The sequence below is a fragment of the Yersinia rohdei ATCC 43380 genome (assembly GCF_000173775.1).
GTDB lineage: Bacteria > Pseudomonadota > Gammaproteobacteria > Enterobacterales > Enterobacteriaceae > Yersinia > Yersinia rohdei.
Map to the genome: position 1 here is coordinate 237756 of NZ_ACCD01000001.1, position 22873 is coordinate 260628.

Below are 22873 nucleotides of genomic sequence, written 5' to 3' on the forward strand. Positions count from 1 at the left end.
ACGATGATGTTTTTGCTGGATATACTCAAGTAGGATGCGGGTAAAATTACCGAACAAGCAGATTCAGCCAATCTGGGTTTTCAATTTTATGGGAATAAGGCAGCATCGCATGATTAATCCGCTCAAAGAATTCTGACTCCTCCATCCTTACTGCTTCGCTTGTACCAGGTCCCTCCCATTCATCAAAGAGATGCCAGTAAAGCGATTTCAGGGTATCGACCACCGCCGCGAAAATCTTTACGTCAGGTTCAAGCCAATGACACACCAGAAAATACATTTTCTGTTCTGCATCATGGATGGACGCGCACTGGGAAAGTTGACTCATAAATAGCTTGATCCAAACCAATGCTGCTATTTTTAGCGATGGCAGATCTATCCGCTGCTCTGCAATGTACCGTGACATATATAATTCAACCTCGGTCCGTTCAGGTTGCTTATCAAGCCCCAGTGAAGCGAGAATTAGAAGAGTCTCCGAATCATTTCCTTCGGTGACTTGCTCTTCAGCCCATGCAATGATCAGGCAGTCCAGATCATTGTGGAGAAAGTGATATTTCCTTGAAAAAACAAGCAGCCCGAGCAGGTCATTGAATGCGTATAGAGATGGCATCTGATATTCCCTTACCTGTATTGTTTACATGAACCCTAGCAGTGATAATTTCTGAGTCCATCATTAATTGAACAGTGGGTCTATGTAACCGAATGAAACTCTAATTAACCTTCATTTTATCTTAACTATTGATATAAATTCTATAGTGTAGTTGCATACCGATTTTGGCTACATAAGCAGAAGTGTGAAATGTCTGCTCCTGGCGCAGAGCAGACAAAAAGCAAGGTCATAAGGTCCGCTTTGAGCTAGGAGCGGAAGTTCGAAGTTAGATGCCAACTAAAAATGATACCGAAGCCATGGTGATTCAAGAGTTGGGGAGTCGAATTTGCTGCTATTTCAGTGTGATGGGATTTGATATTCTCTGCATACATGGAAACAAAAATAAAAAAGGACACATCCTGTGCAGTCAAAACATCGCATTATCGTTGATTTTTCCTTGTCCCTACTTGAGCGCAGTGAGGCTGCAAAGCACATAAAGAGCTATAAGGAAGCGAGCTTTAAGCCGTACAGATATATTTTTCTTATCAAGAAAGCCTCTGTGTATAGCTTTATTTTCGCAATAATGTTCACGATACTGCAGATGATCATGATTATCCTGAAAGCGCCAGACGATGGCAGTTTTATGGCGAGAGCCAAAGTCATCAGCTGTATTCTTCTGGCCTTATTTGGCGTATCTCTGGCATTGTCTATTATTTATGATGCTGTCCTGAACAGGGTGATGAAAAAGAATCAGGCATCAGAACAAGCCGATGAAGAGCTCTCTCAGAGAGTGAAGCTCACTCGGTATTACGTCGAGAATATTACTCCTTCAGTTACCGGACGGGTTTACTGGGAACATATCAAGTCGAGCTACAGAAATACTGGATTCATCTATATTCACATGCTAAATGACAGTTGTGTTGTCATACCAGAGCGGGTTTTTGCATCTGAAGACGAAGTGGCTAGTGCTGCTGAATTTATCCTTACACAGATGGCTCAGAGGAAACAACTGGTTGGGTAAACTGCATCGCCACGGCATATGCAGCCATCTTTTAGTTGTTAGATAACCTCCGATTTCCGCTTTTGGCACAGAGCGGACGGGAGCTGAAGGTCCGCTTTGAGCGAGGAGCGGAAGTAAATCACATACTTAGGTTATTTTTTTCTTTATTAAATCTTTCAGTTCTTTTTTTGATGGACGGTTTTTTAATCTATGAAGCATGGCATGACAGTTGGGACATACAGTAATTAAATCATCTTCAGGATCAACATGATATTCTTTATTTATTTCATGCAGTGGTTTCAAGTGATGTACGTGTATAAAACCAACTCCGATTTCCCCATATACATCTTCAAAATTCATATCACAAACTGAACAATTCAATCCGTGGATTTCAATGGCTTTATTTCTTGCATCTCGGTCTCTTTCGTATGAGTTAACAATAATTTGTTTCTTTGCACCTTCGATATATTCGGAGTGGTTGAGTATTTCATCTGGATAATGAAAATAACTTAACTCGCTGTTAACAAAGGAAAGATATCGTCTCATGGCTGTACTGCAATTACTTACAAAACTATCCGCATAATATCCTCCTGACATTTTACTAATAAGACGAGTAATTTCTTCATTAGAAGAAATTGTGGTTCTATTTATATCTATTTTGAGATGATTTGACACAGAAATTAAATAGCGTCTGTAGCTATTTGCACTCTGACGCTGTAGACCGCTAGATACCAAAAAATCTATATAATCAAATTCATATTCAACCATAAAATATCCTAAATATATTGAGCTAAAGCAGATTGAGCAAATGTCAGTCCCGATGTAAAATTGTCATACTTTTTCAAAGGTTTAGTGACTGTACCAATCCTACCATAAGAAATGAATAACATGTGCAAAGTCCGCTCCTGGCGCAAAGCGGACAGGCTGGATAGTTATAAGGTCCGCTTCGAGCGAAGAACGGAAGTTGTCATTTGTCATGACCGCCGGGATGCAGGACTAACATTGGCGTGTGATAATCAACGGGGAACAAGTCACCCCAAAGTGTATATAGGTTTTGAGCGGAGAATTTTGAGTTTTACTCCTCACTCGGTTTATTGCAATATCTAACAATATAGCTCAAAGGTATAAAACCTAAAGGTCAGTCTGATGCAGAAAACAAAAAATAAAAAGATATTAATCCTTATATTCTTCTTACTCTTCGCTCAATTACTGAGCGGGTGCTCATTGACTCGAGTTTCTGAAAAATCGCATGCCAAAGAAGTCGAGAGCCTAAATCTTATCGGAATGAGCCTGGATGCGGCGAAAGAAAAGTTAATTAAAGAAGGATTTAATTGCAGCGACTATCCTGAGACCAATAGGGTGCAAACCCAATCCGGCGTACGCACTTTAATACAGCTTGATTGTAGCAAACGAAGCTTAGAACTGATTTGTCCGCAGATACGCTATGCGGTACTCAATGTCGACCCCCAAAGCTTCAAAGTGGTATTGATGGGAAAACGAATAACTCAACAAGCATGTTTTTGATGATTAATGATCCTACCTCTGCTCTTGGCACACAGCAGACAAACACCTGACGCTGAAGGTCTGCTGAGAGCGAGGAGCGGACATTCTTGTGCAAAATATGCCGCTAAATCACAGTGAAATTATTTTCGACCAACGCTATAGCCAACTGAACAAGCAGGAAGTTAAAAAATATGAGCAGGCGATTATGTAGGGATAACCGCACCAAAATACGAAACATTCCCCGTCGTATAAAATCACTTAACCGTTGGTCTGAAACTTTTCATAACCCAGTTCGTGCCGTTTTTCCGGAAGATCAACATTACTGGAATTACAAGATACCTGTAGAAATTAATCTTGTTCAAGGAAAATACAGCAAGCAGGAAGTTAAGGCAGAGTGTGCGCAAGCCATGATCAATGCCTGTTCCAACTTGATGCTCGCCACAGCAGATTGCGATGATATCCCTCGAATTACTGCCGTAATTTGCCTCCCGGATATGTTTACAAGTGAGGTCTGTTTATTTCGTTCAGAGGAATACTTTCAAAGCTTCATTACAGAGGGGAGTTCTGAAAATGGTTCATCGGTACTCCTCAGGGAACGAAGCCTTGCCCGGGAGTGGGGACTTATTCTTCCAGATGGGGTTCAGGAATTAGGTATTACACTTGATTACTATGGTGGTGACGACCCAGATGAGTGGTTTTCAGGCGAACGCTGGTATTATGGGCAATTATAGTGACCTGGCCATTTAGCGATATACAAGAGTAACTGACTTCCTGTTGAATTGGAGCCGCTGTGGGAAGATAACTAACTGTATTTACTTGATTTGACAGCTTTCAGTGCAACACTTAATCCACGCTATAGTCAGCGAGGAGCGGAAGTTAATTTTATGGCTATAGGATATAACCATTAAACTATGTCGGTCGTATTTACCATAACTGATCTATGGCTAATCGACTGCAAAGATATTAAAAGCACATAGAATGTGCCGTGCTCAAGGGGTTACACAACAGGGGTTGCTGGAGGTCATAACTGCAAGGGCAGTTTTTTTAACATGCCAGATAAGGGAATTAAAGACGAAAGCGTAAAGTATCATTACAGAGTGCCGATAAAAATTGCGTCTTTTTTATTATATGGATATTACATGCATAAAATTATCTGCTCCATTGTGCTCATGCTAGGAATGACAGGGGCTACGTTACCTGTTTATGCCAATACGTTGACGCAAAGCCTGACGCGTTGCGACACAACATTTTTCAGTGAGATCTATCATCAGCGAACCACACTCAGCCGCGTAGCACCTTTAACGGTTGACCAGCAATTTCACGCCTGGTTCAAAGCGCCGATTGACGGTAATGGCATCGTCTGGTTTGCCCAACCTCTACATGAATTAAATCTGACGCTAGCGGGATATTTTCTGCAAACCAGCAACCTCAATGAAATCAATTATGGTAAGTACTATTACTGGGGGCTGATTTTCAAAGAATCGCCTGAAGAGGTCATGTCCAAGCTTGATCATTTAACCTGGGGCAAGGCCGGAGATGATTATCTCTCTCAGGCGATGATTAAAGTAGACCCCAACAGTGCCTGGAGAGAAAATGCGCAAGCGGTGTCAGGTATTGCTCCGGCAAAAGAAAGCACCGAAAAGCTGTTAATGCTCAGCAAAGGCAAAGAAGGGACATTATTGCTCTGTTCCGTTCAGGGAAATGTAACGCCTGATATGCTCGCGACATTACGACCTGATTTAACCGGCGGGGTAGCGAAATGAAAAAGCTGATATGGCTGGCATTACTTATGCTGGCGGGCTGTACTGGGATCAGTAAACCACAGCCGCAAGCGCCCGCCCAAGCACCGGCTGGTTTAATAAAAATTCTTGCAGATGATAGAGTGACTTCGTATGTCGATTTCAGGGTGATTTCAACTTACCAGGGTAACAGTCACTTGCGCCGGTTTTATTTCATCAATAACTACGCGAAGCAGACACTGATTATAAAAAACCCACCCGTCTACGTTTCCAGTTCCCGAGCAATCGATGTGATTAACTGCGACAAAAACCAGCGGGCGGTTATGGGACGTACGCTTTTTTCCAAACCGTTTGCGGAAGGCGATCTTATACATGCGGAGCTGGATGTGGGGCAATGGGAAACCTTCCAGAAAGACTCTCTTTTTGGGATAATAGCTGAAACTATGTGCAGTATTCCCGTTGAAAAACTCAAGCCAGAGCCGGCGAAAGAAAACCGCAAGCCGCTACTGGATTAATTAGCATTAATCGGAACCCGACGGTCCACGCTGAAGCAGATGGCCTGTATTGGTCGGGCTATCTGCAATAAGTAAAAGGACAGAGCGCTTATCTGGCGCGCCCGCTTACGCTTAAATTGGCATTCACCGAGAATGGAAACATTGCGAGTCATCAGGATAACAAAGCCAAAAAGCTCTATCGCAGAGTCAATACGACCACACGCTATTATTCGTGGCTATTTGCAAAGCATTGGATAACTTGAGTCCCACGTCACCTTAGAGTGCGATCCTACTGATAAAGGAATGATTAATGAAAGCAAGGGTGCTTTTAAGTCTATTATTTTTGGCAATATCATTTAATGTCGCTGCATTGACTCAATTCAAACCGGCGGTCTTAAATGCTGCTCTTTTGTTCGAGCATGATGCAACTACCGGGAACGTAAAACATAGCATCCAGTGGATCCGAGATGTTCACGGTAAACTTCAGGCTATGACAGAAGTTAGATACGATCAAAGCGGGTGCTTTACTAATATCAACATGGTTGATAAGGCAAATGACCGAGAGTTCCATTTGGTAAACAAAGATGGTGCACTGACCTCTTTTAAAGGCCTGCGTATTACCGGAAAAATCAATGAACTTTGCGAAATCACTGAGCTTGAGAATGAAAAGGGCAAATATGTGCTCAGCTATAATGTACGTGGGTTGCTTGAAACAATCGTGGACAAAGACACGGGCGAAGTTGTAGAGCGATATGAATATCACAATAACCAATTCCCTGTGCGTGTAAGAAACTATAAAGATCAAAAGGATACTCGCATCCTTTACCCATCCGGAAGCGCGCAATTCCTTGACTTAGAGAGTGTATCAAAAAGAGGAGAGTTAACTGTCCGGGTAAAGCAAAGTTGTGCTTACACCGCTGATGGTAATGCAGATAAATGCTCGTTGATAGCCTCCACTAATGACGACTATCGTGGCTCAATCCTCATCTGGATTTCTAATCATGAAACAGAATATTTCTGAATCTATTAAAAATGGCCGAGCCAACACAACCTCACTCGTGAGGTTGACCTGCTTCCTAATTTTTAACGCAATGTAATATTATCAATGTCCGCTTCTGGCACTTCGCTGCCTATCAGTATAGAGGGCGGCTATCAGCGAACAGCGGATATAATTAGCAGCCTTGGCGCTCAAATTCCTAGGGTTCTCTAAAGATAATGGCGGATATCATTATCAAAATTTATTATAAAACATGGAGTAAGACTAATGAGTATCAATGTAAGAACAGCTCAACTTTCTGATATTGACGGTATGTTCGACGTGAGAACAGCTCAACGTTCTGATATTGACGGTATGTTCGACGTGAGAACATCGGTAATCGAGAATCATCTGAGTCGTGAAGAAATGCGGCAGATGGGGATTACCGAAAGCGTCGTGGCCGATATGATTGAGAAGAATCATTGCGCATGGGTTGCGACTGAAAACGACAAAATCATCGGCTTTACAATGATTTTACCGGATGAAGGTTGTCTTTTTGCGGCCTTTGTTCTCCCGGAATATGAAGGCAGAGGTGTAGGTCGCAGGCTTGTTGTGCTAGCTGAGCAGGAATTATTCAAATATCATGAGATTGCTTGGCTGGAAACCGATAAAAATAGTCGCGCGGCGAAATTCTACATGCAACTGGGCTGGGGCAATGAAACAAATATTAACGGCACTGATATCAAATTAGAAAAACATCGCGGTATTTAAACCAATTCAACTTCCATCAATGTCCACTCTTGGCACTGAGCGGTCTAGAACGAAGTCCCAGCAGGTCTGTTATGAGCGAAAAGCGGGCCTTACAATCAGATCGAGTTAACAGGGCTGCACATGGATAGCCAAGTGCCCAGCTCAGCTTTCCACATCCTGTTTAGTTTTAGCCGTCAGCAGGTATCTGCCTGTGAGCGATGTTTTCGTTCATGTTCGATTAACCATTCTTTGCGCGCAATGCCACCGCCGTAACCGGTCATCGCACCATCTTTGCCGATGACTCTGTGGCAAGGAATAACTATAGCTATTCGGTTTGCTCCATTTGCGGCGGCCACCGCGCGTGCTGCGTTAGGTTTTCCAATCTGCCCGGAAAGAGCTTGATAGTGTGACGTTTGTCCATAAGGAACAGCACGCAACCCCTGCCAGACGGAGCGTTGAAAATCACTGCCTGGAGCATCGAGCGTGAGCTCAAACTGTTGTCTCGTTCCGGAAAAGTATTCACTAATCTCTTTTTCCGCTTGTCGAGTATGGCTGTTTTCCCCTGATATTATTCGGGCATTCAGCAGACGTTGAAGGTCACGGAATTCCGTCTCCAGCATTCGGCGGTCGGTAAACTCCAGCAGGCAAACTCCCCGTTCCGTAGCACAGACGAACATTGGCCCCAGTGTCGTGGTAAATCGTTGAATTATAATTATCTGAGTCTGATCTGTTGGAGCAACACCCGTAAGTCGCTTATAGGTATAAGCAAAACCACTTAATGATTCATAGCCATTATCAAAAGCCACATCGGTGGCAGCAGACCCACCTTTTAGTTCCTGAAGTGCGATATTCACCCGCTGCATTCGTTGAAATGCCTGGAAGGTAATACCGTGGTTTTGTAGAAACCAGCGTCGTATCCGCTCGGGGCTGATATCGTGCTTACGTAACTCAGTGTCGCTTATGCGTGTTTTAGGGTTGGCGCGCACGAGTTCGAGTGCTTGTTCGATAAAAAACGGAGCAGTGTGCGCATTTTCAGTGGGTCTGCATACTTTGCAGGGGCGAAAACCTGCATCCAGAGCAGATTTTAAATCTTTATAGAACTCGACATTCTCACGTTTTGGTTTCCTCGCCCGACATACCGAGATACAAAATACCCCTGTCGTTTTGACACCAACGAAAAACACCCCTGTATATTCCGAAGCGCGCTCGAGTAATGCCTGATACCAGATGTTGCACTGGGTATTATCGAGAACTTTCATCAATGAAAACTCCTGCAAATGTTTGCTGCGACTGGATAAGTAGCATTAAATCTTTAAGCTTCGATTGAATGGCTGAATGAACAAAATTCCCCATAGAAATACGCCTCACACCCATTTCCCCCAGCCTTTCGAACGTGGGAAGATCTGGCATACACATGACGTTTAATGGAATATTAAGCTCTTTGGAAAAGGTCTTAATATCTTTTTCTGACGTCAGACATGGGACAAAAAGCCCGTTTGCCCCCGATGCTTCATAAAGTCGGCCACGTAAAAGCGTTTCCTGTAAAGCATGTTCATGATTAAGCAGGTATGTATCAGTACGGATATTAATAAATAGTTGATAACTCTCGTCGTCCAACGCATCACGAATTTCTTTTAATTGACTAGAAAATGCAACCGCATCAACAAGTTCTCTGACACCGTTAACAACTCTGCTGTCCTCAATATTTACACCAACAACTCCTCGCTGCGCGAGACGTTTAAGATGGGTCGTTATCTCATCAGCTGTGCCACCAAATCCCGCTTCAACATCAACACTTAATGGTAAGTTACTGACAGATTGGATACGAGTGACAATGTAGAGCAATTCATCAAAAGACATTGCTTCTCCATCTTCGTAACCTAACGTCGCGGCAATCGCTGCACTTGAAGTACCCATGGCCTGATAGCCCGACTGGTCCGCCAGAATTGCACTAGCAGCATCCCAGACATTGGCGATGAGTAATGGTTTGTTCTGATAGTGAAGTTCAGTGAAGTTCATGATCCTCTCCTTTAATAAAGTACAGGATGAATCTTGAACATCCGATGAAATCCTCACAACCGAAAATTGGACGACCATTTTTTTAAGCCGCGATAAGAACTGATCTGCTCGCTGTTGATTAACATAACCGGTGTTAGAACGTCCACTCCTGGCGCAAATTAGACTAACGATGGCCATTAGCCTAATTGAGCGAAAACGGACATCCTAGCCTATTAGCTTGAGTGATGGGCATTCCACTCATCACGAGTAATCTCCCACAACTCTGAGTCCAGAAGGCCGCTGACAAACTCTTTCTTTTCCGTTCTTATTAAGCGCATACCGCTACTGACTGAAATGCGCTGAGAGCGGATATTTTCAGTTGCTTTTGGAGCACGCAATACTGCCCTGTTCAAAGTGTTAAACCAGTAATCTGTCGCGGCAATACTGGCTTCGCGCATTAATCCGTGCCCCTGACATTCAGGAACCAACCAGAAACCACGATTATTATCTTCCCCATCATCCAGGCAGATAACACCTATTAAATTGTCAGGATTATCCCGGTGTCGTATGGTCCAAACCCAGGCGACTCCTTTTGCCATAGCTGGCAGCACGACGTTATTAACATAGTGTGCTGCGCCATCGTCAGGATAGGGCCAGGGAACCGATGACACCATATAACGGACAATTTCCCAGCGTGGATAGCGCTCTTGAATTTGTGATGCATCTTCGGCAACTATTGGCTTTAACAGCAAACGCTCTGTTTCTAGCATAGGTATTTGCATGGATCTTCTCCTTACTGGTTAACATATCCATTACCATTTTTTACTGGTTCAATATTTACTGTGATTTATTTGGATGTACAGAATATATTCAGGTAATCGGACGGCAGACCAACTGGGAAGTTGGCTTGATACTTATTGAATATAAACTGTCTGCTTCTTGGCACAAAGCAGACTGCCTGAACTAATTACACCCACACGAGGTTACTACAGCGCTGGCAATTCAAATCATCTATAACCATAACAAAATCACTTTACCCAAAAGTTAATAAATCAGGGAGTTCTTCCAAACTCCCTTTCACTTCACTTATTAAAATACCCATTCACCCTTTCCACCGCCTGCTGTACCAGTTTGTTTCTGATTGCCATCATTCTGTCGATTCTTTCTCGTTTCTGTTCTGAGGTTAGAATGCCATCACGTCGTACCATCTCAATCTGGGCATTCAGTGCTTTCACTTGTTTCTGCGTTGTTGTTAACCCCTGACGCTGTGACAACTTGCCCCTGTTTTCCTCTATCAACTCACTGGCATCATCGCCTCGCCCCTGCTTACGGAAACTGTTAATGGTGCTGTTTATCTGATTGGCTTCGGCCATCATGCGGTAAAAATCTTCAGTGAACTGGGTAGACTTAGCTGGATCAGAACCGCGGAAGAAGGATTTAATCACCGGCATTTCATCCAGGCGCATCGCTGGGGTTTCGCCGTAGTCTTTCAAATTACGCATCAGAATGTAGCAAAGCATCACATTCAGTATCGCTGTAGCACTTACCGAGGATGATGTCTTTGCCGGTGTGGCCATCGCAGACTGTCAGCACGCCAACCACATCGTAATAAGGCACATACTCGCGCCCTTCTAATCCGTCATGACCGCCGATTAGAGCAATGGCAATAGCCATGGCTCCACCCGCAACAACACTGGCAATCTTCGTCATAAGACGTTGGGGAACTGCCATTACTTTGATCCCCGTATAATGGCGTATCCTTCGCGGGCTGCTTTCTCTAGCGTTGCTCGGCTTTACAGTCATTGCGGTATTTGGTCATCAAGATATCGAACCCGACAGGGTGACTATGCTGGCAGGTTGCGAAAGTCCCTACTATCTGGCCATTGGTCAGTCCTGTGTTTTAAAATCACAAGACTGATTGTATAGTTCATTGCATAAAACACAACGCAAAACACTTTCATTGCTAACAGTGAAATATTTAAATGTCATCTTAAGTTCAGAGTGGAATTTTGAAATGGAATCAATTAGCGGCGAAATATTCACAATCCTAAAATACTTACTGCCTGGTTTTGTCTGCTCATGGATATTTAATGCTTTTACTTCCTCCCCAAAACAAGCCCAATTTGAACGTGTTATTCAAGCTCTTATATTCACTGTGTTTATCCAAGCTTGTGTTTATTTAATCAAACCAGTAATGATTTATTTAGGTAAATTTAAATCTTTCGGGATATGGGACAGTAATTCACATCTAGTTTGAGCTTACATTTTTGCTGTCATAGTGCCGAACTGTAAAAATGACAAACACCGAAACCAGCCATTAGCACGTTTTTTATTTTAATAATTTCTGGTAAATACTTAATCTTTAATTAGATTTAAAATTATGATTGTTGTTAATAATGCTAATTTAATTGAAAATAAAATTTATTATTTTGGAAGTAATTATTTTTACATATTCCACGATGCGCTAATTAACTCGTAATTTTATATTTTTTATTGCGGTATTTTTATTTAGTGCTAGGGTTTAATTGTATGTTAATTGGGTTTTTATGTATATGAAGGGCTAATTTTTTACGCCCTTATCTCTTAGTGATATAAATGGGGTAATATATTATGAGACAGGTTCAGAAGATTACTGTGAATAACAACGGTGGTTATGTATTTAATTTCTCAATTCAATGGCTTAGCAGTGATGGGCACTGGAATACTACAGACTGGAATAGCGGTAATTACCCTGTTGCACAATCCAGAACGACACCCCCTCTCAATGAAATTGGCGTTCCAGAGAGTGCTTCAGCTGTAACTCCATATGGCCATGCAGTATTAGGTAGTTCTGGTCAAGGAACACCCTTTGTTGGTTTTTCCAACAATGGGCAGATTGCGACTTATGAGGCGGTTGGAACAACTATCATTGGGTTTGGGGTTCGCTTGATCGAATAATTGGCTGATTGTTCTATTTACCCTCAATAAGAAAAAGACTACGTTAATTCGTAGTCTTAATCACCTCGCCAAAACCTACCGAAATATGGTTTTGGTTTATTAGCGCTGACTTGTGGGGATCCCTCAGAGCACTCGCTGGGTTTATATTTATATATTCAGTAATCGTTTTCGCCGTTTCTACGCAGCTAAACTTTATAGTTGCAAGATAGCCAATTTCATTCATTTTATTTAGCCAATGGTTTTGATCTGGTGTTGGCTTTCCATTCAATGTCTTCATCTCTATCCACAACCCCGCATACCCACCACGCGGCAGCGCCAGAAACAAATCCGGTACCCCCTTCCTCAACCCAAGCCACTTAGCATCCCTAGCCGCCTTTGGCCCGTGCTTCCCCTCATTGGGTATATGGATCAGATACTCGCCGATACAAATACCATCAATAATAGTTTTATCTGCCCACTCAATCAGCGCGGCCTGTTCCTCTGTTTCCGCCTGGTGGTTAACTTTACGAACTCTCCCGTTACGCACTTCCAGCTTGGCTGCTGTTCCGATGATGCCAATGGCATCTATGCTATTAAGCAAACTGGCCCCCTTTAGCGGTTACCAGCGATTCCTCCAGTCAAATCCTAAGAGTTGCATATAATGCCAGTAATATCGTGTCCTCAAGCTCTCCGGACTGCCATTCATATGGTACCCGACCATCAATAACATCATGACAATCTGAGCAACCATATACTGCCCAAAAATCATCTGACTTATATCCCATTCCATGGGTAGAACTGGATAAATGACAAAGCACCGTTGTTTCGGGGTTACTGTTACAGATACCGGGGATCTGGAGTGTGCAGCATTGGCCCCGCGCAAAATCGCGTAGGGCTTTACTTCTAGATGCCGGAGATTTCATATCAATACTCCAGCAGTTGGTTAACTGCCTGTTCCATTTCATATTCATTATCGAAGTGTTGGGCTAACGCCTCATTCCAAATAACACCGGCCACACCTTTATAAACCCGGTCAAAAGCACCCCATTCCATGTTTCACGGTCATGATCAGTCGCATATTTAATGCCACCGCCTGGTAGTCATACTCCCAGAACCTCTGTCTTTTTCTTTCTCGGGGACTTAGTTCGCGAGGCTGTTGTCATGCTGCCACCATTGAGGCCAAACGCGCGGCCTCTCTGCGGATCTGCGCTAAGAATACCTCGCCAGTAGTCATCAGTTGATCCAGTGAGGCATAACTTGTTGCTGGCCCGCGCCGTGATGATGTACGCCAGTTGAAAAGAAGCGATGTACATGATGGTAAGCTCTGGGTAATCCAGGGTAAAACTAAGATGCAAATTGCTATATCGCTATCACTACGGTTGGAAATAATGAATACCACCGTTGGCGAGATTATAGAAAAGTGCATGAATGAAAGTAAAAGCGAATATCTAATAAGTTCGTCCAGTAAAAGTTCTGGCAGAAAACTCGGAGCCTTAAATGCAGACTCGCTCACTAAATCCTTTGTTAAAGCATTGAAGGCTACCGATCTGGTTTATGAAATATCCCCTCCCAGTTTTCACGAGATCCGCAGCTTGGCATCACGGCTTTATGAAGCAGAATGCAGTAAGGAATTTGCTCAGAAACTACTCGGACATAAGTCGATGAAAATGACTAATGTGTACCTTGATTCACGTAAAAATGAGTGGATAGAGATTTAGACCGGATATAGGATTTCGGGGAAATTTCGTTTATTTTCGTTTGTTATAAAATAAATTATTTAAAATCAACAACTTAAAAAGAGACCGAATACGATTCCTATATTCGGTCTAGGGAAATGGCTCTTGGGAGAGAGCCGTGCGCTAAAAGTTGGCATTAACGTAGGCTTATTCAGCCGTACTCCTTAACTGTAGTCGAGTACATGTGTTTCGCCAACTTAGCAGCAAAAGTAATTAATAACGGTTGTAAACTAATTTCAGCTAATAAAAAAAACCGCTCACAGCAGGAGCGGTAACTATTTGTTAAACTTAGATTAATATGAGTAAAACTGATAATAATAAGCTTATTTTTGACATAATGTCATGGCGCGTTGCTGGAAGGGCTCCAGGCTCATCTTCACACCCGGCTGCTCACTGTCATCCAATAGCAGCACATCCAATGGCTTAGCCAAGACATGCCCCGCCTTCATCTGCTCTGTCGCAATATCATTTAGCGGATATTGCGCTAATGTGCTTGGGTTTATTACAAACAAAGCCCCGCCTGAACGGCATTCCAACATCACTTCTTCGCGAGTAAATGCCCATTGCTTACCAAACTCAAACTTACTGACGGTAATAATCTTCCCTGCAGCAATGGCATTCGCCGATAACATGAGCAACGATAGCGCCAGCACAAAAACCTTCATTTAAATTACCCTCAATTAACTGATTATTGTGATTTTCTCGCATATTGAGGAGCTGATGCAAGTTTAGTGGCAATAACCATTAGATATATTTCGTGTTATACCGGTGCCATTGTGGCAAAAATACTCACTAACAGTAACACCCCTGCCCCCAGAATAATTTCAGCACAACTGTTGACCACTAGCCAATAATGGGCTTTGGTCGGCAATTGTCGAAGCATTGGAACAATCAGATAGCGATTAACCAGCGCAATAACAATCATAAATAGCACCAATACCACTTTGTTAAACAATAACATTTGATAGGTGGATGTGAGTGTTAGAGGGGTTTCTTGCAGTAAAATAATGCTGTTAATCACACCGGTCGCCAAGACTAAAGCCACCGCCCAATGGCCCCAACTTGAAAAACGAATCAGCGTGGTTATTGCTTCGAATTTAACATCACTCTTTCGGGTATAAGCGAGGCAAATTAATAGTGGGGGTAAGCATCCCAACCAGTAACCTGCACTGAGCAAATGAATGATTTGGTTGACTTGATGAGCCCATCCCAAAATACCATCGTGCATGGCTGCATGGCCGGTAAAGGCCAAGCTGGCCAGCAATACTGCTGAACAAATAACCATTAGCCGGGCGTGAACACGGGTTGAGTCGAGTAATACTAACCACATGCTCAAGATGGATAAACCAAGATGCCATTGCCATACTTGACCAAAGCGAGTGCTGAATACGGCCCACCATACACTTAACCGATAGGTATCAACCCAACCATCACCCATCATACCGGCCTGAATAGCTAAAAGACCGACAGCAGAAATTAGCCCCAGAAAAGTACTGAAGATAAGTAGAGGCGAGAGCCGATTTTTTAGTATTGAAGAGAAAGGGTCTGGTGCTAATAAGGCGGTGAAGATACTGATGCCAAACATCAACATCACCGCCCCAAAATGCAAAAAGCGACACAGAACAAACAGAGCCGCCAAAGACATATTATTTCACTGTGAAACTGTAAGTGCCTTTGGTTTTATGACCATCAACAGACACCACATGCCATGAGACATTATATTTCCCGGCGGTTAATGCATGGTCAATCGGCAGAATTAATTGCGTATTATTGACAGGATCCAATGTGAGCGCACCGGTTTTTACCACATTGTTATCAGGGCCGGTAACTTTTACACCACTGAAATTCAGTTCAATTCCTTCGGAGAAACCGAGTGTCAGGGCCTCAGGGGCTGAACCTATAGTGGCATCAGCCGCTGGTGACTCGATTTTCAGATGTGCATGGGCCAATGCTTGCTGACTGGAAAGTCCAACAAATAACACAATAAGTGCCGAAAGCATGCGGCAAGAAGAACGTACTTTACGAATAAACATAATATCCCTTAATCGATGGGGGAGAAGAATCAATCTGCTACCAACATATCCTATATTGGCAGCGTGAACCCCTATCACTTCCAGTCAATTGCACTACCTGTGAGGTAGGGCACAAAACAAAACGCCAGATTATGAGTGGCGATTGAAATATAACCAACAGTAGAGCAATAATTAAGCTCATCTGTTTTTCGTTATTGCAAATGATAACGATTTGTATATCGCAAGTCGAGCAACCTTAGTTAAACAGTTTGCTTTTAGCACGAAACAATAAGATGGGGGAGGTGTGAGGATAAATGTCATGGGGCAACGAAAAACCGCAGTTTCAGACCCCGCGCAAGGGGGATTAGAAACTGCGGCGAAGATTAATCAGGGCTAAACTAGCCTATAATTACGGTTGGATGTGATTTTGAGCCGACATTGTTTTCAGATCTTTATCAACAAAGAACAATGAATTGCCGCTATTACCCACCAGTGCCAATTTATCCATAATAGATTTGAACAATTTTTCTTCTTCATGTTGTTCAGCAACATACCATTGCAGGAAATTAAATGTGGAGTAATCTTTGCTGGTCATGGCGACATCAGCAAGTTCATTAATTTGAGCAGTGATAAGTTGTTCATGCTCATAAGTCAGCTTGAATACATCGGTCAGTGAGGCAAAATCAATTGGTGGCGCACTGATTGTACCTAAGATTGGCATGGAACCTGTTCCGCTAAGATATTCAAACAAGCGCTGCATATGCTGCATTTCTTCTTGAGAATGTTTTTTTAAAAATGCGGCGGCACCTTCAAAACCTTTATCGCTGCACCAGGCACTCATCTGCAAATAAAGATTGGCAGAATAAAATTCAAGATTCAGTTGCTCATTGAGCTTTTGAGCCATTTCTTTTTTTAACATATTAATTCCCTTATTTTTATAATGCAGGTAAGCAACGATTAACTCGACTCATTATGCCAAGATAAAAACAAAATAAGAACACCCTATTTACACCAAGAGTAAACAAAAACAATAAAATCACGTAATACACTGATAATTAACACCATTTATTTAAAATAAATATTATCTTATTTATTGTGGAAATAATTTTAATTAGTGCGCAAATACTAAAAAGAATGATTCTTATTTAATGGCGAATTTAATAAATAATCTCATTCTCATCCTAATGTAGGATATTTTCCCATGAGACATTTTATAAATACAGTTTATTTAGCAATAGCTGCCGCTTGCCAATCTCCGCCGTCTGCATTACCTTTTGCGCCATACCCCCACGCCCCAAGAAGGAGAAGACAATGGGATATAATCTGGCAGAGCTTTCTGATGAAGAAACGGCAAAAATGAATGTTGATCTGGCTGCTTCTGGTGTCGCATTTAAAGAGCGCTACAATATGCCCGTCATTCCTGAAATGGTAGCTCGCGCACAGCCAGAGGCGCTGCGCGAATATTTTTTGCAGCGGCTGGCACATTATCGTAACGAGTCAAATAAATTCTCGCGGTTGCCGTATGAACCCAAGATGAAGTAATGAGTCATCGACTCCCGCAAGCCGAACCTGCGGGAGTTAATCAGATAAAAATGTTAGGATTTACGCGCATATTTATCTGTTGCTAAAATTAACTGATGCAAGATTTTGGGTTCATCGAAGGAATGCCCCGCGCCTTCTACAATATGCAATTCAGCTTCCGGCCAGGCTTTAGCTAAATCCCACGCGTTCTGTGGTTGGCAAGCCATATCATAGCGCCCATGAATAATAACCGCAGGAATATGGCGGATACGTGTCACGTTATCCAATAATTGGTTATCGTCGTCTAAAAAGCCCAAATGAGTGAAATAGTGATTTTCTATTCGGGCAAACGCCAGCGCAAATTGGTCTTCACCGAAAGAAGCAGAATTTCTGGTCGGTAACAAAGTGACCGTCTCACCTTCCCACAGGCTCCAAATCTTAGCCGCTTCCAGCTGCACAGCTTTATCGTTTGATGTCAACCGCTTGCGGTAAGCTGCGATGACATCGCCCTGCTCTTCTGGCGATAAAATGGAGAGCACTCGCTCCCATTTATCCGGGAAGAAATGTGAAGCGCCCTCTTGATAATACCAAGACAACTCTTTCTTGCGCAGTGTGAATATCCCACGCAATACCATTTCGCTGACCCGGTCGGGATGTGTTTCACCATAAGCCAGTGCCAAGGTTGAACCCCAAGAACCACCGAATATCAGCCACTTATCCACACCGGCCATTTTACGTAACCGCTCAATATCATCGACTAAATGCCAGGTGGTGTTGTTGTCCAAGCTGGCATGAGGTTGTGAGCGCCCACAGCCACGTTGATCGAACAGCAATACTTTGTATTTTGATGGATTAAAAAGTTGCCGATGATAAGGTGCTATTCCTCCGCCGGGGCCACCATGAATAAATACCGCGGGTTTGCCCTCAGGGTTGCCACAGAGTTCCCAGTAAATCTGGTGGCCATCGCCAGTGTCTAATAACCCACTGTCGTAAGGTTCATACGCTGGATAAAGCCCACGTAACTGTTCCATTTTTTTTCCATGTTTGTTAAGACATTAAAATTATCAAAGCCTATACAGCACATAGGGTCAACGATAAAACATTACATTTACGCCAATCAGCCAATTAATTCCACCAACTGGTGATAATTACGCCATATCTCAACATATTTTCGCGCGCTGCATCGCAAAACACCAAATATTAAGCCGCAATAAGAGAAGCTAAGATTTAATAATGCTCATGCTAAACAATACATTAAACACATTGATGCTTTCTTCCCTTGCAACTCTACCCCATAAGGTGGTTAATAGGGGTGCGTACCAACCTAACCGCAGGTAAAGAGAGGCAAGCCATGAGTAAGGGAATGGACAGCAAAAAGAACGCGAAGAAAAAGCCACTAAAAACACCAGCTGAGAAAAAAGCTGATAAACGTGCTAAGAAGTCATCTTCTAGCAGCGCTGAATAACGGGCTTTTCGTCTCGTCAGTCAACCCGCCTATAGGCGGGTTTTTTGTTGTTTATCGTGAACTATTACGGGGATAAGTATGAATTTGCGAGTCATTGATACTGAAACTTGTGGCTTAGACGGCGGGATTGTCGAGATAGCGTCTGTGGATGTGGTGGATGGGGTATTGAGTAACCCAATGAGTGACCTGGTTAGCCCAGACAGACCAATCAGTCTCGATGCCATGGTTATTCATCATATCACTGAGGAAATGGTAGAAGGGATGCCAAGGATTGCCGTCGCGGTGAGAAAATACCAAGGCAGCCCTTATTATGTTGCCCATAATGCCCCCTTTGATCGAGGTGTATTGCCGGAGATGGGCGGCCAGTGGATTTGTACTCTTAAGCTGGCACGTATGCTGTATCCTGACATCAAGCACAGCAATCAATATCTGCGTTACGCATTGCGCCTGAATGTTTCCATTCCTGAGAACCTGTATCCGCATCGCGCTTTATATGATTGCTATGTCACTGCTGCGCTGTTGCAGCGCATTATGCAAGATTCTGGGTGGAATGCTGAGCAAATGGCAGAAATGACACAGCAGCCGCTGCTATTGCAGACATTTAAGTTCGGGAAATATCGCGGAAAAAATATTGAACAGATAGCCCGACAAGATCCGGACTATCTGCGCTGGATGTTAGCCTCAATTTCTGACCTTACGCCAGATATGCGCCATACCCTGACTCATTACCTGGCGTGATATTTCAGATCAAGCCAGAGCAAGAATAAATGCATATTCCAAAGCTATATCTTCATAAGCTTTAAACCGCCCGGATTTGCCACCATGCCCTGAATCCATGTCGGTATAAAGCAGCAATTGGTGGTCATCAGTCTTCATTTCACGTAATTTAGCGACCCATTTAGCCGGTTCCCAATATTGCACCTGAGAATCATGTAAGCCCGTGGTGACCAACATGTGCGGATAATCCTGGGCTTTAATCTGGTCATAAGGGCTATATTGCTTAATATAATCGTAATAGGCTTTATCATTTGGATTACCCCATTCATCATATTCGCCAGTGGTTAGCGGAATAGACTCATCCAACATAGTGGTGACCACATCAACAAAAGGCACTTGCGCCACAATACCTTTATATAATTCAGGGGCTTGGTTGATAACAGCGCCCATCAGCAAACCACCGGCACTGCCCCCCATCGCAAATACTCGGTTAGCATCACCATACTTCTTGGCCACCAGCGCTTTAGTGACATCAATAAAATCGCTAAATGTATTTAACTTATTGAGCAATTTGCCGTCTTCATACCATTGCTGCCCCAGCTCACCGCCCCCCCGAATATGCGCCAGCGCGAAAACAAAACCACGGTCTAAAAGACTTAAACGGCTACCACTGAACGCAGGGTCCATGCTGCTACCATAAGAACCATAACCATAGACCAGCAGAGGGTTGTTACCTGGCACAAAGTGCTCACGGTGATAAACCAAAGAAACTGGCACCTTGACCCCATCAGAGGCCGTGACCCAAATCCGTTCACTGCGATATTTTTCTGGTGTGAAGTTTTTCACTTCTTGTTGCTTGAGTAACTGGCGCGCCCCGGTGTCCATATTCAGCTCATACATGGAACTAGGCGTGGTCATGGAAGAATAGCCATAACGCAACAGTTCGGTTTCTGGCTCAGGGTTATATGCCAGCCAGGTGACATAAGTTGGGTCATCAAAAGTAATAGATTTCTCTTCATTAGTGACCCAATGAATTTGTCGCAGCTGGGTTAGACCTTCGCTGCGCTCTTCCACGACCAGCCAATCACGGAATAAACTGAACCCTTCTAGCATCACTTCAGTTCTTGGTGCGATTAATGATATCCACTGCGATTCATCAGCAAAATCACCTTGCGCGTTGCCCTCTTCAGCGATTTTATAGAGGCCGAAATTTTTGCCGTCTTTATTTGAACGCAAATAGAAATGCTGTTTATAGTGATCTAAACCATATTCATGGTCTTTACGGCGAGGGGCGAACATCTGCGGTGCGGCGTCTGGCTGATCGGCATCCAACAGTAGAATTTCAGATGTTGTGGTGCTGCTCAGGTGGATGACAATAAAGCGCTCAGATGTGGTTTTTTCCAAGCCGACGTAGAATGTATCGTCCGTTTCCTGATAAATCAGTTGGTCTGATTGCGGGTCTGTTCCGACCACATGACGATAAACTTGATAAGGCAATAAGGTTTTTTCATGTTTGCGTACGTAATATAGCGTTTTAGAATCATTGGCCCACTCAAAGCTCCCCGACGTATTGCCAATAACTTCCTCGTGCCAGGTATCACTTTGCAAATGCTTTACCCGAATATCATATTGGCGTCGTGATAAAAAATCTTCAGCAACAGCCAATAAATGGTTATCCGGGCTCACATCCAAACCACCCAAAGTATAAAACTCACTGTCTGCTGCCCGCTGATTGCCATCTAGTAGCGTCTCCCAACTGCTATCCGCCCACACTGGCTGGCGCACGTAAATAGCATATTCATTACCCGGTTCAAAACGCGTTTGGTAACGATAACCGTTGCGAGTATAGGGGACAGATTCTTCGCGGGGAGGAATGCGCGATACCATTTCCTGATACAAGGTCTCACGCAGCGGCTGTTGCGGTTTTAGCACCGCCTCGGTGAACTCATTTTCAGCTTGTAAATAGTTCAGAACATCCGCATCGGTGCGCTCATCATCACGTAACCAATAATAGTCATCCGTGCGGGTATCACCGTGAATCGTCATTGGATAAGGGCGTTTGTCTGCCTTTGGAGGTGTGGTCATTAGTTAAGTTATCCATCTGTGTTCGTTACCACGAGAGTGACACGATTATCTGCTGATGCCAAGCATCCACAGATGCTTAAAACTTAATAAAAGAGGGCTAAATAAATGATAAATAAGATGTTAAAAGCGTGTCAGGCAGCATATTGAATGGAGGAAATATAGACAGGCGCAGAACAATGCGCTCCGACACCTGTTTAGCAAAAATACATTTTACTCAGTCGCGGTTATTGAGGGCCATTATAGGTAATAGAACCCGCCTTGCAGTCGAGTACCACCTGATAAGTTTTATCGCCCTTATTGCCGCGGGCGGTCAATGGCACCTGCCAGACATCATCCTTGCCTGTAATATCTACCGCGCTAATCCAAACTACCGGGCTATCCGTTCCCAGTTGTTTTTTATCCGCTTCCCAACGCGTTATCCGATTTTGCAAAAAATCCCGTTTAACTTGCGTTGCAACCTGAGATTGATTTAAACCGGTACAAGCAGGTATTTTTGCTACCCGTGGCTCTTGGGCCTGTACACTCTGGCTTATTCCTGCCAGTGCAGTGAGCAATATCAAACCGAGTTCTGTCTTTCTCATCATTCCTCCAGATATTATTATTTCTATCCTATGGCTGGAACAATGATTGAAAAGAGGGTTACAGAGTTAATACGGCTTAATTAACTCGACGATGCTAACTCAGCTAAGTTAACACCGCGTAAATTCAATCACATAAAACTGTTCCTGACCCGGATAGATATCCTTAATGACTTTTTTCAGCTCATCCAACGGCATATTTTCTTGCTCTGCATGGCGGTCAGACAGGGCATCCAATGTAACCGGAGTGACGGACTTGACCACTATGTGGCAGAAGAATACGCCGTCTTCATTACGGCATACACGCAGGGTTTCACCTGGGTGGAAATCAGATTCACTGCTATCGCGGATAGTGATTGTTTTACGATCCGCCAGGATATCTGCCTCAAACCGGCGAAAAAAGGTGATTTCACGATTCATTTTAGATCCCTTTTTCATTTTCTGCCGCAAGCTGACAGATTAAGCCGCTTGATTTTCTTCAGGTTTGGATTTTTTCTCTGCTACATTTTTTTCAGCGGTTAGTTTCAGCGCTGGATCAGCCGGCGTGCTCGGGCTGGCACCGCGCAGAATTTGCCCCAATGCATCTTTATGCTCGGCAAGGAAGAAACTCAATGCCTCGCGTTGTTCTTCTTCAAGAGTTAACGGTGCTTGTGACAACCATTCAGACAAATTATCAGCCAAATCAAGCATTTTATCGTAGGCATCGGCTTCTTTTTTGGTTGTGAAAGTCATTTTTTCCTCACCCTGTCTTACCACGACGAATTTTATTTCAACGGCCATTGGTACACGTCCTTTTC

The 22873-nt window shown here is 43.4% G+C and carries 30 protein-coding genes and 1 pseudogene; 12 read left to right on the forward strand and 19 right to left on the reverse strand.

Features of this window, described 5'->3' with window-relative positions; genetic code table 11:
- Nucleotides 1-46: 46 nt before the first annotated feature.
- The gene (locus YROHD0001_RS0117125) at nucleotides 47-607 is read right to left on the reverse strand and encodes a hypothetical protein (protein ID WP_032815917.1); all 561 of its coding nucleotides are present in this window, start codon (nucleotides 605-607) and stop codon (nucleotides 47-49) included.
- Between the two features lie 400 nt (nucleotides 608-1007).
- Between YROHD0001_RS0117125 and YROHD0001_RS16030 the strand changes: the two genes are divergently transcribed.
- Nucleotides 1008-1607: a YcxB family protein gene (locus YROHD0001_RS16030; RefSeq protein ID WP_235427891.1), complete on the forward strand. Its 600-nt coding sequence runs from the start codon at nucleotides 1008-1010 to the stop codon at nucleotides 1605-1607.
- Nucleotides 1608-1733: 126 nt separating this feature from the next.
- On the opposite strand, the gene YROHD0001_RS19435 is transcribed toward YROHD0001_RS16030, so the two are convergent.
- Entirely contained in the window at nucleotides 1734-2354 is a 621-nt protein-coding gene (locus YROHD0001_RS19435) for an HNH endonuclease (RefSeq protein WP_004713091.1), read from the reverse strand.
- A 378-nt stretch (nucleotides 2355-2732) separates the two neighbouring features.
- On the opposite strand from YROHD0001_RS19435, the gene YROHD0001_RS0117135 reads away from it, so the two are divergent.
- The 6 genes from YROHD0001_RS0117135 (at nucleotide 2733) to YROHD0001_RS16010 (ending at nucleotide 7069) form a co-directional block, all read left to right on the forward strand.
- Entirely contained in the window at nucleotides 2733-3110 is a 378-nt protein-coding gene (locus tag YROHD0001_RS0117135; RefSeq protein ID WP_032815919.1) for a hypothetical protein, read from the forward strand.
- 170 nt (nucleotides 3111-3280) lie between these two features.
- Nucleotides 3281-3820, forward strand: a complete 540-nt coding sequence (locus YROHD0001_RS0117140; RefSeq protein WP_032815920.1) for a DUF3916 domain-containing protein — start codon at nucleotides 3281-3283, stop codon at nucleotides 3818-3820.
- A gap of 408 nt (nucleotides 3821-4228) precedes the next feature.
- On the forward strand, nucleotides 4229-4852 hold the full coding sequence (locus YROHD0001_RS16025) for a hypothetical protein (RefSeq protein WP_004713095.1): 624 nt from the start codon (nucleotides 4229-4231) through the stop codon (nucleotides 4850-4852).
- The gene (locus YROHD0001_RS16020) at nucleotides 4849-5343 is read left to right on the forward strand and encodes a surface-adhesin E family protein (RefSeq protein ID WP_231622867.1); all 495 of its coding nucleotides are present in this window, start codon (nucleotides 4849-4851) and stop codon (nucleotides 5341-5343) included. The genes YROHD0001_RS16025 and YROHD0001_RS16020 overlap by 4 nt, the downstream gene beginning before the upstream one ends.
- 289 nt (nucleotides 5344-5632) lie before the next feature.
- Entirely contained in the window at nucleotides 5633-6343 is a 711-nt protein-coding gene (locus YROHD0001_RS16015) for a YnfC family lipoprotein (RefSeq protein ID WP_004713097.1), read from the forward strand.
- 243 nt (nucleotides 6344-6586) lie between these two features.
- A complete protein-coding gene (locus YROHD0001_RS16010) occupies nucleotides 6587-7069 on the forward strand; it encodes a GNAT family N-acetyltransferase (RefSeq protein WP_004713098.1) in 483 nt (160 codons plus the stop codon).
- A 173-nt stretch (nucleotides 7070-7242) separates the two neighbouring features.
- Here the strand turns inward: YROHD0001_RS16010 and YROHD0001_RS16005 are convergent, their stop codons facing one another.
- The 5 genes and pseudogenes from YROHD0001_RS16005 to YROHD0001_RS15990 form a co-directional block, all read right to left on the reverse strand.
- A complete protein-coding gene (locus YROHD0001_RS16005; RefSeq protein ID WP_032815921.1) occupies nucleotides 7243-8307 on the reverse strand; it encodes a bifunctional transcriptional activator/DNA repair enzyme AdaA in 1065 nt (354 codons plus the stop codon).
- Complete coding sequence (locus YROHD0001_RS16000; RefSeq protein ID WP_032815922.1) at nucleotides 8291-9067, reverse strand: isocitrate lyase/PEP mutase family protein; 777 nt, start codon at nucleotides 9065-9067, stop codon at nucleotides 8291-8293. The genes YROHD0001_RS16005 and YROHD0001_RS16000 overlap by 17 nt, the downstream gene beginning before the upstream one ends.
- A gap of 212 nt (nucleotides 9068-9279) precedes the next feature.
- Nucleotides 9280-9828 carry a GNAT family N-acetyltransferase gene (locus YROHD0001_RS15995; protein WP_004713101.1) on the reverse strand — a complete coding sequence of 183 codons (549 nt, stop codon included), beginning with the start codon at nucleotides 9826-9828 and terminating at the stop codon, nucleotides 9280-9282.
- A gap of 300 nt (nucleotides 9829-10128) precedes the next feature.
- Nucleotides 10129-10548: a hypothetical protein gene (locus YROHD0001_RS20715; protein WP_231586352.1), complete on the reverse strand. Its 420-nt coding sequence runs from the start codon at nucleotides 10546-10548 to the stop codon at nucleotides 10129-10131.
- Nucleotides 10547-10777: pseudogene (locus YROHD0001_RS15990) on the reverse strand (glycoside hydrolase family protein); the annotation flags it as partial. The pseudogene YROHD0001_RS15990 and the gene YROHD0001_RS20715, both read right to left, overlap by 2 nt.
- 903 nt (nucleotides 10778-11680) lie before the next feature.
- On the opposite strand from YROHD0001_RS15990, the gene YROHD0001_RS0117155 reads away from it, so the two are divergent.
- On the forward strand, nucleotides 11681-11983 hold the full coding sequence (locus YROHD0001_RS0117155) for a hypothetical protein (protein ID WP_231718368.1): 303 nt from the start codon (nucleotides 11681-11683) through the stop codon (nucleotides 11981-11983).
- Between the two features lie 43 nt (nucleotides 11984-12026).
- Here the strand turns inward: YROHD0001_RS0117155 and YROHD0001_RS15985 are convergent, their stop codons facing one another.
- From YROHD0001_RS15985 to YROHD0001_RS19535, 3 genes are read right to left on the reverse strand one after another with little or no spacing between them, the layout of a single operon-like run.
- Nucleotides 12027-12563: a VRR-NUC domain-containing protein gene (locus tag YROHD0001_RS15985; RefSeq protein ID WP_004713106.1), complete on the reverse strand. Its 537-nt coding sequence runs from the start codon at nucleotides 12561-12563 to the stop codon at nucleotides 12027-12029.
- A gap of 37 nt (nucleotides 12564-12600) precedes the next feature.
- A complete protein-coding gene (locus YROHD0001_RS19530) occupies nucleotides 12601-12933 on the reverse strand; it encodes a DUF1364 domain-containing protein (RefSeq protein ID WP_327212921.1) in 333 nt (110 codons plus the stop codon).
- Complete coding sequence (locus tag YROHD0001_RS19535; protein WP_004713107.1) at nucleotides 12887-13015, reverse strand: DUF1367 family protein; 129 nt, start codon at nucleotides 13013-13015, stop codon at nucleotides 12887-12889. The genes YROHD0001_RS19530 and YROHD0001_RS19535 overlap by 47 nt, the downstream gene beginning before the upstream one ends.
- A 239-nt stretch (nucleotides 13016-13254) precedes the next feature.
- Here YROHD0001_RS19535 and YROHD0001_RS0117160 point away from each other — a divergent pair, with 239 nt between their 5' ends.
- Nucleotides 13255-13680 (forward strand): tyrosine-type recombinase/integrase, encoded by a 426-nt coding sequence (locus YROHD0001_RS0117160; RefSeq protein WP_235427892.1) that lies wholly within the window; start codon nucleotides 13255-13257, stop codon nucleotides 13678-13680.
- 341 nt (nucleotides 13681-14021) lie between these two features.
- On the opposite strand, the gene YROHD0001_RS15980 is transcribed toward YROHD0001_RS0117160, so the two are convergent.
- From YROHD0001_RS15980 to ftnA, 4 genes are all read right to left on the reverse strand, one after another.
- On the reverse strand, nucleotides 14022-14363 hold the full coding sequence (locus YROHD0001_RS15980; protein WP_004713110.1) for a YebY family protein: 342 nt from the start codon (nucleotides 14361-14363) through the stop codon (nucleotides 14022-14024).
- A gap of 95 nt (nucleotides 14364-14458) precedes the next feature.
- Nucleotides 14459-15343, reverse strand: a complete 885-nt coding sequence (copD, locus tag YROHD0001_RS15975; RefSeq protein WP_004713111.1) for a copper homeostasis membrane protein CopD — start codon at nucleotides 15341-15343, stop codon at nucleotides 14459-14461.
- Nucleotide 15344: 1 nt separating this feature from the next.
- On the reverse strand, nucleotides 15345-15731 hold the full coding sequence (yobA, locus tag YROHD0001_RS15970) for a CopC domain-containing protein YobA (protein ID WP_004713112.1): 387 nt from the start codon (nucleotides 15729-15731) through the stop codon (nucleotides 15345-15347).
- Nucleotides 15732-16119: 388 nt separating this feature from the next.
- Nucleotides 16120-16629 (reverse strand): non-heme ferritin, encoded by a 510-nt coding sequence (gene ftnA / locus YROHD0001_RS15965; protein WP_004713113.1) that lies wholly within the window; start codon nucleotides 16627-16629, stop codon nucleotides 16120-16122.
- A 392-nt stretch (nucleotides 16630-17021) separates the two neighbouring features.
- Here ftnA and YROHD0001_RS15960 point away from each other — a divergent pair, with 392 nt between their 5' ends.
- A complete protein-coding gene (locus YROHD0001_RS15960) occupies nucleotides 17022-17252 on the forward strand; it encodes a DNA polymerase III subunit theta (RefSeq protein ID WP_004713114.1) in 231 nt (76 codons plus the stop codon).
- A gap of 53 nt (nucleotides 17253-17305) precedes the next feature.
- Here YROHD0001_RS15960 and pip read toward each other — a convergent pair whose 3' ends face one another.
- Nucleotides 17306-18262 (reverse strand): prolyl aminopeptidase, encoded by a 957-nt coding sequence (pip, locus tag YROHD0001_RS15955; protein ID WP_004713115.1) that lies wholly within the window; start codon nucleotides 18260-18262, stop codon nucleotides 17306-17308.
- Nucleotides 18263-18543: 281 nt separating this feature from the next.
- On the opposite strand from pip, the gene YROHD0001_RS20390 reads away from it, so the two are divergent.
- Nucleotides 18544-18696 carry a hypothetical protein gene (locus YROHD0001_RS20390; protein WP_004713116.1) on the forward strand — a complete coding sequence of 51 codons (153 nt, stop codon included), beginning with the start codon at nucleotides 18544-18546 and terminating at the stop codon, nucleotides 18694-18696.
- Between the two features lie 78 nt (nucleotides 18697-18774).
- Nucleotides 18775-19434, forward strand: a complete 660-nt coding sequence (gene exoX / locus YROHD0001_RS15950) for an exodeoxyribonuclease X (protein WP_004713117.1) — start codon at nucleotides 18775-18777, stop codon at nucleotides 19432-19434.
- A gap of 9 nt (nucleotides 19435-19443) precedes the next feature.
- Here exoX and YROHD0001_RS15945 read toward each other — a convergent pair whose 3' ends face one another.
- The 4 genes from YROHD0001_RS15945 to YROHD0001_RS15930 all read right to left on the reverse strand — a co-directional run bounded on the left by YROHD0001_RS15945 (nucleotide 19444) and on the right by YROHD0001_RS15930 (nucleotide 22856).
- Nucleotides 19444-21498 (reverse strand): S9 family peptidase, encoded by a 2055-nt coding sequence (locus tag YROHD0001_RS15945; RefSeq protein ID WP_032815924.1) that lies wholly within the window; start codon nucleotides 21496-21498, stop codon nucleotides 19444-19446.
- Between the two features lie 224 nt (nucleotides 21499-21722).
- Nucleotides 21723-22079 carry a protein YebF gene (gene yebF, locus YROHD0001_RS15940; RefSeq protein WP_032815925.1) on the reverse strand — a complete coding sequence of 119 codons (357 nt, stop codon included), beginning with the start codon at nucleotides 22077-22079 and terminating at the stop codon, nucleotides 21723-21725.
- Between the two features lie 108 nt (nucleotides 22080-22187).
- The gene (gene yqfB, locus YROHD0001_RS15935) at nucleotides 22188-22496 is read right to left on the reverse strand and encodes a N(4)-acetylcytidine aminohydrolase (protein WP_004713121.1); all 309 of its coding nucleotides are present in this window, start codon (nucleotides 22494-22496) and stop codon (nucleotides 22188-22190) included.
- A 39-nt stretch (nucleotides 22497-22535) separates the two neighbouring features.
- Nucleotides 22536-22856 carry a YebG family protein gene (locus YROHD0001_RS15930; RefSeq protein ID WP_004713122.1) on the reverse strand — a complete coding sequence of 107 codons (321 nt, stop codon included), beginning with the start codon at nucleotides 22854-22856 and terminating at the stop codon, nucleotides 22536-22538.
- Between the last annotated feature and the right edge of the window lie 17 nt (nucleotides 22857-22873).

Bases quoted from the DNA above. Each gene is read 5' to 3' on its own strand.
- YROHD0001_RS0117125 (WP_032815917.1), bottom strand. From the start codon at position 607: ATGCCATCTCTATACGCATTCAATGACCTGCTCGGGCTGCTTGTTTTT.
- YROHD0001_RS19435 (WP_004713091.1), bottom strand. From the start codon at position 2,354: ATGGTTGAATATGAATTTGATTATATAGATTTTTTGGTATCTAGCGGT.
- YROHD0001_RS0117135 (WP_032815919.1), top strand. From the start codon at position 2,733: ATGCAGAAAACAAAAAATAAAAAGATATTAATCCTTATATTCTTCTTA.
- YROHD0001_RS0117140 (WP_032815920.1), top strand. From the start codon at position 3,281: ATGAGCAGGCGATTATGTAGGGATAACCGCACCAAAATACGAAACATT.
- YROHD0001_RS16025 (WP_004713095.1), top strand. From the start codon at position 4,229: ATGCATAAAATTATCTGCTCCATTGTGCTCATGCTAGGAATGACAGGG.
- YROHD0001_RS16020 (WP_231622867.1), top strand. From the start codon at position 4,849: ATGAAAAAGCTGATATGGCTGGCATTACTTATGCTGGCGGGCTGTACT.
- YROHD0001_RS16015 (WP_004713097.1), top strand. From the start codon at position 5,633: ATGAAAGCAAGGGTGCTTTTAAGTCTATTATTTTTGGCAATATCATTT.
- YROHD0001_RS16010 (WP_004713098.1), top strand. From the start codon at position 6,587: ATGAGTATCAATGTAAGAACAGCTCAACTTTCTGATATTGACGGTATG.
- YROHD0001_RS16005 (WP_032815921.1), bottom strand. From the start codon at position 8,307: ATGAAAGTTCTCGATAATACCCAGTGCAACATCTGGTATCAGGCATTA.
- YROHD0001_RS16000 (WP_032815922.1), bottom strand. From the start codon at position 9,067: ATGAACTTCACTGAACTTCACTATCAGAACAAACCATTACTCATCGCC.
- YROHD0001_RS15995 (WP_004713101.1), bottom strand. From the start codon at position 9,828: ATGCAAATACCTATGCTAGAAACAGAGCGTTTGCTGTTAAAGCCAATA.
- YROHD0001_RS20715 (WP_231586352.1), bottom strand. From the start codon at position 10,548: ATGCGTAATTTGAAAGACTACGGCGAAACCCCAGCGATGCGCCTGGAT.
- YROHD0001_RS19530 (WP_327212921.1), bottom strand. From the start codon at position 12,933: ATGAATATGAAATGGAACAGGCAGTTAACCAACTGCTGGAGTATTGAT.
- YROHD0001_RS19535 (WP_004713107.1), bottom strand. From the start codon at position 13,015: ATGGAATGGGGTGCTTTTGACCGGGTTTATAAAGGTGTGGCCGGTGTT.
- YROHD0001_RS15980 (WP_004713110.1), bottom strand. From the start codon at position 14,363: ATGAAGGTTTTTGTGCTGGCGCTATCGTTGCTCATGTTATCGGCGAAT.
- copD (WP_004713111.1), bottom strand. From the start codon at position 15,343: ATGTCTTTGGCGGCTCTGTTTGTTCTGTGTCGCTTTTTGCATTTTGGG.
- yobA (WP_004713112.1), bottom strand. From the start codon at position 15,731: ATGTTTATTCGTAAAGTACGTTCTTCTTGCCGCATGCTTTCGGCACTT.
- ftnA (WP_004713113.1), bottom strand. From the start codon at position 16,629: ATGTTAAAAAAAGAAATGGCTCAAAAGCTCAATGAGCAACTGAATCTT.
- YROHD0001_RS15960 (WP_004713114.1), top strand. From the start codon at position 17,022: ATGGGATATAATCTGGCAGAGCTTTCTGATGAAGAAACGGCAAAAATG.
- pip (WP_004713115.1), bottom strand. From the start codon at position 18,262: ATGGAACAGTTACGTGGGCTTTATCCAGCGTATGAACCTTACGACAGT.
- exoX (WP_004713117.1), top strand. From the start codon at position 18,775: ATGAATTTGCGAGTCATTGATACTGAAACTTGTGGCTTAGACGGCGGG.
- YROHD0001_RS15945 (WP_032815924.1), bottom strand. From the start codon at position 21,498: ATGACCACACCTCCAAAGGCAGACAAACGCCCTTATCCAATGACGATT.
- yebF (WP_032815925.1), bottom strand. From the start codon at position 22,079: ATGAGAAAGACAGAACTCGGTTTGATATTGCTCACTGCACTGGCAGGA.
- yqfB (WP_004713121.1), bottom strand. From the start codon at position 22,496: ATGAATCGTGAAATCACCTTTTTTCGCCGGTTTGAGGCAGATATCCTG.
- YROHD0001_RS15930 (WP_004713122.1), bottom strand. From the start codon at position 22,856: ATGGCCGTTGAAATAAAATTCGTCGTGGTAAGACAGGGTGAGGAAAAA.